The sequence below is a fragment of the Mesobacillus jeotgali genome, assembly GCF_014856545.2.
GTDB lineage: Bacteria > Bacillota > Bacilli > Bacillales > Cytobacillaceae > Mesobacillus.
The window spans coordinates 1,783,485-1,795,501 of sequence record NZ_CP109811.1 but is presented as its reverse complement, the minus strand read 5'-3'; the positions used below and the strand labels follow the sequence as shown (position 1 = coordinate 1,795,501).

The window sequence follows — 12,017 nt, the reverse complement described above, 5'->3', positions numbered from 1 at the left end:
CTCCCCCAAAAGATTATCTTTAGCTCCAATGAGTCGTTCATCCCTATTGACTGTGACAGGGATCGATATGGCGCTGAAGCTGGACTGCTCATTAACAGCGTTAGAGTAATTCTTTTTTCTCTCTTCAATTCCATATGCCACTATCATACCAAAAAAGAAAAAAGATATCTCTATAAACGGATGGTCTCACATTAATATTCTTCAATTCCAGCCTGCCCTTACGCAAAAGGAGCCTTATATACAGAATATGTTCTTATGAAGTAAAACAGAATAATACAGCCAATATTATTATATTCTATCATTCAGGCTGTTTCCGTAAACTTATTGTTTTAATTTTAGCTGTGTTAAATTAGACTGTTGATTTCCATTCCAGGCGCTTCGCTTTCCGCGGGACCGGAGCTGAGCCCGCAGGACTTTGAAGAGCTTCCTCGAGTCTTCCCACGTACGATGGAAATGCGCTAGCATTTTCGGAGGAGTCTGCGGCGCCTTCCATTCCAATCAACTCATCAGCAAGTATATGTATAGAGAAAAAACCCCCTGGAAAACAGAGGGTTTTCGATGTTGACTGCAAATGCAGTGATTACACTTCCATAATTTCTTTTTCTTTATCTTTTGTAATCTGATCAATTTTTGCAATGTGTTCGTCTGTCAGCTTTTGAATATCGTCAGAATATCCACGCAGGTCATCTTCTGTAATTTCGCCGTTTTTCTCAAGCTTTTTCAGATCTTCATTTCCATCACGACGGATATTGCGGATAGCGATTTTTGCTTCTTCTGCTTCCTTTTTAACCTGCTTCGCAAGTTCCTTGCGTCGCTCCTCAGTCAGTTGAGGAATCGCGATCCTGATGATTGATCCATCATTTGCAGGGTTCAGGCCAAGATCAGACTTCAGGATAGCTTTTTCAATCTCACCAAGGATTGACTTATCATAAGGCTGGATGACCAAAAGACGCGCTTCCGGTACAGAAATGCCAGCAAGTTGATTGACTGGAGTTGGAGCTCCATAGTATTCCACCTGTACTCTGTCAAGAAGAGAGGCACTTGCTCTCCCTGCACGAATGCTGGCAAGTTCGCGGGTATAAGCTTGGATCGCTTTAGACATTCTTTCTTTCGCATTGGCAATTGCTTGTTTTGGCATTAGTTTTTCCCCCTCACGGTTGTTCCGATTGTTTCACCCATTACTGCTCGTTTAATATTACCTTTTTCCATAATAGAGAATACAATTAACGGGATATCATTGTCCATACACAAGGATGAAGCCGTTGAATCCATGACAGCAAGGCCTTCCTTAAGCACATCCAGGTATGAGAGCTCTTCATACTTAGTAGCATTCTTGTCAACACGCGGGTCAGCTGAGTAAACGCCATCAACGTTATTCTTAGCCATAAGGATTACATCTGCTTCGATCTCAGCAGCGCGCAATGCAGCGGTAGTATCCGTTGAGAAGTACGGATTTCCAGTTCCGGCTGCAAAAATGACCACACGCTTTTTCTCCAGGTGCCTGATTGCCCTTCTTCTTATGTACGGCTCTGCTACCTGGCGCATTTCGATGGAAGTTTGAACCCTTGTCTCGATTCCCGCTTGTTCCAGGCTGTCTTGCAATGACAGGGAATTCATGACGGTAGCGAGCATGCCCATATAGTCTGCCGTCGCTCTGTCCATGCCCATTTCTTCTCCGATTTTGCCTCTCCAGATGTTTCCTCCGCCTACTACAACAGCGACCTCAACATCCAGTTCTGCAATCTCCTTCACTTGGTCTGCAACATTTTTAATTACCGACGGATTGATGCCAAATCCTTGTTCTCCGGCTAATGCTTCTCCACTTAACTTTAAAACAACTCTTTTGTATTTAGGGCTCGTCATAGGGTACCTCCATATGTAATTTCAGGCTTACCGCAGCATTAATGCTGCAGGAAAAGCCTACTTTTAAAGCTATGTCCAAAAACAGGGAACACTGGAGTGTTCCCTGCAATTACATAGGCTAGTAAAAATTATTTCTTGTTTACTTGGTTCATTACTTCTTCAGCAAAGTTATCTTCACGCTTTTCGATTCCTTCGCCTACTTCATAACGAGTGAACTCACGAAGTGTTCCGCCTTTTGATTCAACAAACTGGCGTACTTTTTGGTCAGGGTTCTTTACGAATGGCTGGTCAAGAACACAAACATCTTCGAAATACTTGCTTAGGCGGCCTTCAACCATTTTCGCAACGATATTTTCTGGCTTTCCTTCGTTAAGAGCTTGTTGTGTAAGAATTTGACGCTCGTGCTCAACTTCTTCTTGAGATACTTCATCACGAGAAACATATTTAGGGTTCAATGCAGCGATGTGCATGGAAACATCTTTAGCAGCTGCTTCGTCTGTAGATCCTTCAAGAACAGAAAGTACGCCAATGCGTCCTCCCATGTGAAGGTATGCACCGAATGCATCGTTATCGGTCTTAGTTTTTACTTCAAAGCGGCGAAGGGAAAGCTTCTCACCAATTTTAGCGATCGCATTGTTGATGCGAGTTTCAACTGTATCGCCATTTTCCATTGTTTGAGCATTAGCTTCTTCAGCAGATGCAGGCTTGTTCTTAAGAAGGTGCTCAGCGATTTCCTTAACTAGAACCTGGAAGCCTTCGTTCTTTGCTACGAAGTCTGTTTCAGAGTTCACTTCAAGGATTACTGCTTCGTTGCCCTCAGTAAGGATGTAAGTTGTACCTTCAGCAGCGATGCGGTCAGCTTTTTTCGCAGCTTTAGCAATTCCTTTTTCACGAAGGAAGTCGATCGCTTGATCCATGTCACCATTTGTTTCCTGAAGAGCTTTTTTGCAGTCCATCATACCTGCGCCAGTTTTTTCACGCAATTCTTTAACCATTTGTGCAGTAATTGCCATAATGAAATTCCTCCTAAAATCTCGGTTATATGTAACTATACTTTATTTTAACTTGATTTCGCCAATATAAACCTAGACATGTTTTACATTGGCTTTAAAGTTAGGATCTGTTATCCTTGGCTGTTGATTTCCGTTCCGGCGCTTCGCTTTCCGCGGGGCGTGCGGTGAGCCTCCTCGGCGCTTTTGCGCCTGTGGGGTCTCACCCGTCCCGCTGATCCCGCAGGAGTCTCGCGCCTACACTTCAATCAACAGGGGTTCAAAATAGATATTTATTATTAACCCGTGCAGAAGCAAGTCTTAAAAAAAGGTGATAAAGGGCGCTTCCCTATATCACCTTATTTTAAATTAAGCTTCTACAGTTTCTGTAGTTTCTTCGCCTTGTTTAGCTTCGATAATAGCATCAGCCATTTTAGAAGTAAGCAATTTAACAGCGCGGATCGCGTCATCGTTCGCAGGGATAACTACGTCGATTTCGTCTGGATCACAGTTTGTATCAACAATTCCCACGATAGGAATGTTCAATTTGCGTGCTTCAGCAACAGCGATGCGCTCTTTGCGTGGGTCAATGATGAAAAGAGCATCTGGAAGGCCCTTCATATCCTTGATTCCGCCCAAGAACTTTTCTAAACGCTCTTGCTCTTTCTTCAATTGAACTACTTCTTTCTTAGGAAGTACTTCAAAAGTTCCGTCTTCAGACATTCTTTCGATGTTCTTAAGACGTGAGATACGCTTTTGGATTGTTTCAAAGTTCGTTAGAGTACCACCCAACCAGCGTTGGTTCACATAGTACATACCAGAACGAGCTGCTTCTTCTTTAACAGAATCTTGAGCTTGTTTCTTAGTACCTACGAAAAGAACAGTACCGCCGTTACCAGCTAGTTCCTTCACGTAGTTGTATGCTTCTTCAACCTTCTTAACAGTCTTTTGAAGGTCGATGATGTAGATGCCGTTACGCTCAGTGAAGATGTACTTCTTCATCTTAGGGTTCCAACGGCGAGTCTGGTGACCGAAGTGTACACCAGCTTCAAGCAGTTGCTTCATAGAAATTACTGACATTGTGTTTCCTCCTAATGGTTTTGATTTCCTCCGTCCAAATCATCTTCAGCCAGGAACTGCCGAAACAGCACCATCTGACCGAATCAATGAACGTGTGTATTAACACCATGAGATAATATAGCATAAATAAAACGGACATTCAAGTTATTCTTGCGTATTTTGCCGAAATTTAAGCAAAAGTTCTATTTCTGTTTTCCCTTTATCCAAATCCCTGGCAATTTCTTCGATCGTCAATCCCTGTTTTTTCATGTGTACAACCTGATCAACAAAACTTAATGGTGTGGATTCACTATTACCCTCGGGAATCTCCATATAAATGTTATCATTTGAATCAGATGGAACTGGTACGTGATTCTGCTGGTATGCCTTCCTGGCAGCATGGTAGGAAATTCCTTTACCAAGACGCTGGTTCGTTTCCTTGCTAACTCCATCAGCAACTGCTTCTGGCTTTTCTTCTGCTGCTTCAATCGGGGCAGTCTTGTTACCGTCAGATTCCTTTTGAATATTTGTTGCAGTCATCAATTCTAGAAATTTATCATTTTCTTCCTTCAATTCAAAAAGGTAAGCTGAAAATACCTCTTCAATTTCCTTGATGATTTTTCCCTGCTTTTTCTCTGCTTCTGCGAGCCGGTTTTGCCGTAAATATAATAGGATGATTGCGAAGATTGCTGCAACGTTTAACATGAGGCTTAAGAGTAGTAGAAAAGTGGTCATAACATCCCTCTATCCGCTGTAATCAATCACCTTCCCTTTATATGGGTGGTGAGGCTGTTCGGGTTGATCATTCTTGTCCTTTTGATCTCGCCGGCCATTTTGCTGCTGCTTGCCTGATGGGCTGCCCTCCTGATTCAGGCGGGCTTCTTGCTTTTGGCTATTTTTAACCACGGTCTTACGCTTTAAGTCATCTTCCTTTGTCACACTTTGTGCGGCATGCTCCTGAAGATGCTGTCCTCGCTGCTGAAGTTGTTCCTGAATCTTGCCGGCATCATGTGTCCTCGGAAGCGCAATCTGCATTTCGATTGCTTTGAGGCTCATCATGTCACTTCCTGACTATTGGACTTTCTTTCTCTACTATTGAATGAATCGAGATTTCGCTATTTTCAAGATGAAAGCTGACTTTTTTATAAAGCTGGTTTGTCAGGATCGCATACTTCCCGAAAAACACCTTCGTATTGGGGAATACTCTTTCTAATACATATAAGGATGAGTATAATCTGTCCTGCTTTTCCATTTTTAGAAATTCAAGTTCAGCCACCAATTCCGCTAAACCAGTTTCAACATTCCGCCTGGTATTGCGCTGCTTCAAGATCATTTGCTGCTGTTCTGCCTTAAGACCGCCTGCCCGGCTGCCGATTTCAGCAAGCTTCACTTCGATTTCTGTGAGTTTTCTAATGTTTTCTTTTGAATTTTCGATGGATTTAAGAGTATCGATTTCCGCTTGTTCAAGCAAGGGATCCCAGCCGACAGCTAACTCTGTTTTCGTAAAAAGCTCATTGCCTAATTCCTTGACGAAAATATCTCGCCCGGCTGAGATGGTTCCCCCAATGATTGTGCCTGTACGGCAATCTACATTTCCAGAAGCAGTCAGTTTACTGTGCAGTATGGATGACTTCACAATAATATCCTGTCCCGCTTTAACATTGGCCTGGTTTAGATAATTCGCCAGCAGATTTCCTCCGGCTGTAACCTTCCCTTTCATCGCTCCGGCCACGCCGCCCTTGATTATGATATTGCCTTCTGCATGAAGATGGGCTGCTTCAACAAGACCATCCACTACGATATCTCCGCCAGCTTTCAGCTCGTATCCGCTGGGCACATTCCCTCTAATAGTGATATTTCCGACAAAATCAATATTCCCTGTCCTTAAATCCAAATCACCATTAACCTCAAATACTGGATTGACCGAGATTGCTTTATCTGTAATGCTGACTTGTCCATCACAAATTGAAAAAAACTGCCCGGATTCAAATATAACATTATTTCCCGGTCTCACCCGGATGGGACGTCCCGGCTTTGCCGGAATCATCCTCCCAGTGACATCTTTCCCATCGGTTCCATTCATTTGCGGGACCACAGAAGCCAGCAACTGACCTTTTCTCACTGAGGGAATATGCATAACGGAACGAAAATTAAAAACTTTATGGTCAGGACGACTGTTATGATGGAGTTCGTTACGCAAATACGCATCTGCACCATCCACTTTTGGCTCTCCAGCAGCAATGGTGACTGGATAGTCAAAAGAATATGGGGTCTCTGAGATTTGCGTTAACAGATCCCTTTTGACACCAAAAACGACTTTTTCAGCTTCTAAAATATCGAATAATTCCTCAATAGAAAAAGCCAATTCCCTATTTTCGGTATCCAGAATCAATTCAGCAGTAAGCCTGTCCTGGGATAACCTTATCTTATACTCAGTCGCCAAGTTGATCTCCTGCCTTCTGTTAAGCTGTCTCTAGCCATTTTCTCAGTTTAAAAATCGCTTTGGAATGAATCTGCGAGATCCTGGAGGTCGATAAATTCATGACTTGCCCAATCTCAGTCAGCGTTAATTCCTCTTTGTAAAACAAACTCAATACGAGTTGCTCTTTGTCATTTAGTTTCGAGACTTTTTCAGCTATCTCTTCCAGCATTTCAGACTTTAAAAGTTTATCTTCAGGGATTTCAGCTTTTTCATCCTTGATTACGAATGATTGGTTGTCCCGTTCATCATTTTCGTTGGGATGTTCATCTATCGATAGAACATTCGCAAAAAAATGTTCATTTATTGTGGTATAAATCTCGGTCTCATCCATGTTCAGTTCACTGGCAATTTCTTCGATGGTCGCATTGCGCATATATCGCTGCTCCAGTCTCTCGATGGCTGCATCAATCTTTTTTGCTTTTTCCCTGGTACTTCTCGGCAGCCAGTCTTCCTTTCTTAATCCATCTAATATTGCTCCCCGAATCCGGAAAGAAGAATATGTATCAAATTTCAAATCCCTGTTCGGATCGAATTTTTCCAGAGCATCATATAAACCAATCATGCCAAGGCTTCTTAAATCATCTCTAGACACACTTTTCGGAAGACTCACTGAGATTCTTTGCACATGGTAGGAAACAAGTGGCATATATTTTTTTATCAGTAAATTACCTGCATCCGGATCACGGAACTGTACCCATTTATCCCATGTTACCTGTTCTTCCGACGTGGATCCTCGTACCATTGTCATCCTCCTCACGCGCATCACGCATTATTCTTGGAAGCTGCTTACATTTAAATTCAACGAATTAAATCTCACTATTCCCTTTATTAACAGTCCTGATCTGCATCAAACCGGTTTTTGGATCAAACTCGATTGTCCTTCCGCTATTTCCGCCTACATCCTGGGCTATAACCGGAATCCTGAGTTCCTTCAATTCCTTTAAAACTGCTTCCACATTCCTTGGTCCAATTCTCATCATGTCACTGCTTCCGGAAAACTGGAACATTTGTGCACCCCCAGCAAGCTTGGCCTTTATTCCAGAAGTTCTAGCACCTGCTCTCAACAGGCCATCTAAAAGTTCCTTGATGGCCGTATTAGCAAATTTCGCTTTATTCAGCGGCTCTGCCCGCGACAAAGACGAATCTGGCAGCATGATATGCGCCATGCCTGCAACTTCTCTAGCCTGATCATACAAAACCACACCGACACAGGAACCAAGGCCTGTGGTCCGTATTAAGTCCGGAACTTTAACAATGTTCATATCAGCAATACCGACTTTGATGATTTCAGCTGTTTTATACATCAAGCCTTACTCCTAGCGCAGAGAAGATGATATGGAATGAATCAGGGTCCGGCAATAGAAAGAAATGTCCATTCACACTGTCAGGCATCTGGGCATCTTCTTCATCCAAAGCCGTATCGATTACGATCGCATAATCACTCACCTGCGATAATTCCAGTAGCCCGAAACTGATGACTGCTCCTACCATATCTATGCTTAAAGCCGGAACGGATGGATACAGGCTCAGCTTTGTGAAATCTGATAGTGACGAAAGATATGAACCCGATAAAATATTCCCTAGTTCCTGGAGAGCAGATAGTGCCAGCTCATTATCCTGTTCTTCTGAAAAAGAGAATGACTGTTTTTTTATTAATTGGCCGATATACTTCTCTGCCTGTGGGAGGGGAAGGATAAAAAACATGCTTCCCGGGGCATCGCCTTCTATTCGAAGAAATACACTCGCCACGACATTGTCCGCCCCGCCGGCCAGGTCCATCACTTCATCAAAGGATACGACCCTGACTCTGGGCACCTTCATATCAATTTTTTTATTCAATAAAGTTGATAAAGCCGTTGCAGCATGTCCTGCTCCTATATTTCCAACCTCTTTTAAAATGTCGAGGTGGATGTCCGAAATGCTTTTTAGAAAAGTCATAGATCTATTCCCTTCACTTACAAAGCTTTTACTTCATCGGATTCAAGGATTTTGTGCAAATCTATTAAAATCAATAACCTTTTATCCAAGTTGGCCACTCCGTCAATGAACCCTTCAGCTGCCAGGCCAACGACCTCAGGCGGAGGTTCGATCTTACTAGTTGGTATATCTATGACATCATTTGCTCCATCTACGATCAAGCCTACTTCTTTATCTTCTATTGAAACGATAATGACTCGAGTTCCTTCGTTGTATGCTTCTTCCTCCATGCCAAATCGGACACGCAAATCCAATAGTGGAGTCACAACTCCGCGAAGGTTCATGACACCTTTTACAAAAGGATTTGTATGAGGCACCCTTGTAATATGCATGATCTTTTCAATCGACTTAACCTGGCTTACAGGAACACCGTATTCTTTATCATTCAGCTGGAACACGATTACTTTTAAGTCTGACACCAAATTTTCAGCCACTTTTCTCACTCCCAAAATATCATCGTCATTGTTTTAACAAGGGATCTATTTAATTAAGGCATTGCAATCCACAATCAATGCTACCTGACCATCTCCAAGGATTGTTGCTCCGGAGATCGCAAAAACATTCGTTAAATAATTTCCTAATGATTTAAGGACTACTTCTTGCTGTCCAATGAATGAGTCAACAATCAAGCCAGCCATTTTATCTCCTTTTCGAACGATGATGACCGAGTGGAATTGATCTTCGCTATGTTCTGACGGTACCTCGAAGATATCCTTTAAGAACAGTAATGGCACGACCTTGCCTCTAAAATCAATTACCTTTTGATTATGTGCATTCATGATATCAGTTTCTTTGATTATGGCTGTCTCAATGATTGATGACAAAGGAATCGCAAATTTTTCTTTCTGGATTTCGACTAACATAACCGAAATGATTGATAATGTCAGAGGAAGCTGTATGGAGAAAATAGTTCCCTCATTTTCCTTAGAGTCGATTGAGATTGAACCGCCCAGAGACTCAATCGTATTTTTCACCACATCCAACCCTACGCCTCGTCCTGAAATATCTGAAATCTTCTCAGCAGTCGAGAAGCCAGATGAAAGGATTAATTCAAATGCCTGTTTATCAGTGAAGCCTGCAGCAGATTGTTCGGTGATGATTCCCTTGCTGATGGCCTTCCTCAATACCTTATCCCTGCTTATTCCAGCACCATCATCCTCGATTTCTATGAAAACATGGTTGCCGCTGTGGAAGGCACGCAGCACCACAGTACCCTCTTCATTTTTACCCTTGGCCTTCCGCTCTTCAGGTGATTCAATCCCATGGTCAACTGAATTCCTTAATAAATGCACAAGCGGATCACCGATTTCGTCAATTACTGTGCGATCCAATTCTGTTTCAGCACCAACGATTTCTAGGTTGATCTTTTTATTTAAGTCTCTCGCTAATTGACGAATCATTCTCGGGAAGCGATTGAATACCGTTTCTACCTGGACCATCCTCATATTCAGAATAATATTTTGCAAGTCACCGGATATCCTGGACATTCTTTCAACCGTTTCAGTAAGCTCTCCGTTATCCAGATCTTTTGAGATTTGCTCGAGTCTGCCGCGGTCAATGACAAGTTCTTCAAATAAATTCATTAGAATATCGAGACGTTCAATATTCACCCTTATTGTTTTGCTGCTATTTACTTGCTGTTTGGCACCGCCTTTTTTATCTTGAACCGGCGCCACTTCAGAACCGACCGATTGAGTTAGGTCCGAAGCAGTTGAATCAGATACCTCGAGGCCATTTGATTTTGACATGACCTCACCATTCGAATCATTACTCTCATCATCAAACTCTAATGACTTAAGGTCGGTTTTGACAACCTCTGAAACTTTCATGATTTTGCTTTTAATATCCTCAGGATCCTCTTTGGAGACAATCGTAATCGAAAATTCATGGTCAAATTGCTCTTCCTCTAGCTGCTCTACTGAAGGGTTTGCTTTGATTACTTCACCAATCTTCTCCAATACCTCAAAAACCATATAGACTCGTGCAGCTTTCAGCAAGCAATCTTCACGCAAAGCGATCTCAATTTCATAAACACCGAACCCTTGTTCTTTGGACTGTTTTAAAACAGTCAGTTCAAATTCATCATAATGGGATTGCTGCTTGGCTTCTAAAACGGCTGCAGCGGCAACTTCCTTATTAGCGGAGTCCGACAGCGGTTCCCCTTTTTCAATCTGTTTTAACTTTTCAACTGTTTCAGTGACGTCCTTTTTACCATCGCCACCAGCAGCTATTGCCTGGACCATGTCTTCAAGGTGATCAACAGCCATGAAAATAACATCAATTATTTCAGGTGTTGTCGTCAATCTGTTATTCCTTATCGCATCAAGTACATTTTCCATTTGATGTGTAAGACTTGCCAAGTCCTCGTAACCCATTGTCGCTGACATCCCTTTAAGAGTATGAGCCGACCTGAAAATTTCATTAATGATTGATAAATCCTGGGGATTCTTCTCTAATTCCAATACTTGTTCATTACAGGCCTGTAAATGTTCTTTACTTTCTTCAATAAAGACTTCAAGATATTGATTCAATTCCATGTGCACAGCACCTCCGGCCTCATATATAATTCATGATCGATTGTGCGATGTTCTCTACATTCGCTACCTCATCAACCATATTCGTTGCTATTGCTGCTTTTGGCATTCCGAAAACAATTGATGTATCCTGGGATTCAGCGATTGCTTTTACTATGCCGTTCTTTTTCATTTCAACCAGTCCCTTGGACCCATCTGACCCCATTCCTGTCATGATGACAGCAACTTTACTGTAATTCTTGATGGTACTGATAGACTCGAACATCACATCAACGGAAGGACGATGTCCGTTTCGAGGCGGTGATTGGCTAAGACTGATTGCCAGCGATGAACCTAATGTCTTAACCGTTAAGTGAAAGCCTCCTGGGGCTATGTATGCAGTCCCTTTTTGTAAAAGCTCGCCATCTTCCGCTTCCTTGACTCTAATCTGGCTTAAGGAGTCCAGTCGATTGGCAAGGGACTTGGTAAAACCGGGCGGCATGTGCTGGACAATCAGGATTGGTACCTCCAAACCTTTCGGCAATGAAGTTATAACTTGCTGCAATGCTCTTGGTCCCCCGGTAGAAGTTCCAATGCAGACAATCTTTTTGGATTGCGTAAATCCCCTTGTTGTTACGTTGCTTGCAGGCTTAATCTCTGAATCTATGGAACTCTCCAATTTCTTCCCAACAGTATTTGAATCTTCCAGGAAGTTTATTTTTGTCAGATTAGCTTTGCTTGCCGATAACACTTTTTGGATTAACTCTGTTTTGATTTTATGTAAATCTATTGAAATGGATCCTGATGGCTTGGCCACAAAATCCACAGCACCCGCCTGAATCGCCTGCAGCGTCGTGTCCGCGCCCTCTTTCGTGGTGCTAGAAAGCATTACAACCGGCAGCGGGTGCTCCTTCATAATCAGCTTCAATACTTCTAACCCGTTTAGTTTCGGCATTTCTACGTCAAGTGTAATGACATCAGGACGGAATTCCCGGCATTTCTTAATGGCATCCTCTCCATTCCGAGCCGTGCCAATAACCTCAATTTCCGGGTGTTCTGATAGAAAGTCGTTGATCAGCTTTCGCATGAAAGCTGAATCATCTACGATGAGAACTCTGGTTTTTGCCACTCGAC

Annotated in this window: 13 protein-coding genes; all 13 read right to left on the bottom strand. The window is 42.6% G+C overall.

Going from position 1 to position 12,017, the window contains the following annotated elements:
- Positions 1-580: 580 nt before the first annotated feature.
- The 13 genes from frr to FOF60_RS08840 all read right to left on the bottom strand — a co-directional run bounded on the left by frr (position 581) and on the right by FOF60_RS08840 (position 12,012).
- Positions 581-1,138, bottom strand: a complete 558-nt coding sequence (gene frr / locus FOF60_RS08900; RefSeq protein ID WP_192470363.1) for a ribosome recycling factor — start codon at positions 1,136-1,138, stop codon at positions 581-583.
- Positions 1,138-1,863, bottom strand: a complete 726-nt coding sequence (gene pyrH / locus FOF60_RS08895; RefSeq protein ID WP_167831722.1) for a UMP kinase — start codon at positions 1,861-1,863, stop codon at positions 1,138-1,140. Before pyrH ends, frr begins: the two co-directional genes overlap by 1 nt.
- A 128-nt stretch (positions 1,864-1,991) precedes the next feature.
- Positions 1,992-2,876: a translation elongation factor Ts gene (tsf, locus tag FOF60_RS08890; protein WP_192470362.1), complete on the bottom strand. Its 885-nt coding sequence runs from the start codon at positions 2,874-2,876 to the stop codon at positions 1,992-1,994.
- A gap of 345 nt (positions 2,877-3,221) precedes the next feature.
- A complete protein-coding gene (gene rpsB / locus FOF60_RS08885) occupies positions 3,222-3,932 on the bottom strand; it encodes a 30S ribosomal protein S2 (RefSeq protein WP_192470361.1) in 711 nt (236 codons plus the stop codon).
- 144 nt (positions 3,933-4,076) lie between these two features.
- On the bottom strand, positions 4,077-4,646 hold the full coding sequence (locus tag FOF60_RS08880) for a hypothetical protein (protein WP_192470360.1): 570 nt from the start codon (positions 4,644-4,646) through the stop codon (positions 4,077-4,079).
- 9 nt (positions 4,647-4,655) lie between these two features.
- Positions 4,656-4,970 carry a hypothetical protein gene (locus tag FOF60_RS08875; protein ID WP_192470359.1) on the bottom strand — a complete coding sequence of 105 codons (315 nt, stop codon included), beginning with the start codon at positions 4,968-4,970 and terminating at the stop codon, positions 4,656-4,658.
- Position 4,971: 1 nt separating this feature from the next.
- The gene (locus tag FOF60_RS08870) at positions 4,972-6,354 is read right to left on the bottom strand and encodes a flagellar assembly protein A (RefSeq protein ID WP_192470358.1); all 1,383 of its coding nucleotides are present in this window, start codon (positions 6,352-6,354) and stop codon (positions 4,972-4,974) included.
- Positions 6,355-6,373: 19 nt separating this feature from the next.
- Entirely contained in the window at positions 6,374-7,135 is a 762-nt protein-coding gene (locus tag FOF60_RS08865) for a FliA/WhiG family RNA polymerase sigma factor (RefSeq protein ID WP_192470357.1), read from the bottom strand.
- A 64-nt stretch (positions 7,136-7,199) separates the two neighbouring features.
- Positions 7,200-7,697, bottom strand: a complete 498-nt coding sequence (locus FOF60_RS08860) for a chemotaxis protein CheD (RefSeq protein WP_192470356.1) — start codon at positions 7,695-7,697, stop codon at positions 7,200-7,202.
- The gene (locus FOF60_RS08855) at positions 7,690-8,331 is read right to left on the bottom strand and encodes a chemotaxis protein CheC (protein ID WP_192470355.1); all 642 of its coding nucleotides are present in this window, start codon (positions 8,329-8,331) and stop codon (positions 7,690-7,692) included. The genes FOF60_RS08860 and FOF60_RS08855 overlap by 8 nt, the downstream gene beginning before the upstream one ends.
- A 17-nt stretch (positions 8,332-8,348) precedes the next feature.
- On the bottom strand, positions 8,349-8,804 hold the full coding sequence (locus FOF60_RS08850; RefSeq protein WP_192470354.1) for a chemotaxis protein CheW: 456 nt from the start codon (positions 8,802-8,804) through the stop codon (positions 8,349-8,351).
- A 45-nt stretch (positions 8,805-8,849) separates the two neighbouring features.
- Positions 8,850-10,907: a chemotaxis protein CheA gene (locus FOF60_RS08845; protein ID WP_192470353.1), complete on the bottom strand. Its 2,058-nt coding sequence runs from the start codon at positions 10,905-10,907 to the stop codon at positions 8,850-8,852.
- Positions 10,908-10,926: 19 nt separating this feature from the next.
- Complete coding sequence (locus FOF60_RS08840; protein ID WP_192470352.1) at positions 10,927-12,012, bottom strand: protein-glutamate methylesterase/protein-glutamine glutaminase; 1,086 nt, start codon at positions 12,010-12,012, stop codon at positions 10,927-10,929.
- Between the last annotated feature and the right edge of the window lie 5 nt (positions 12,013-12,017).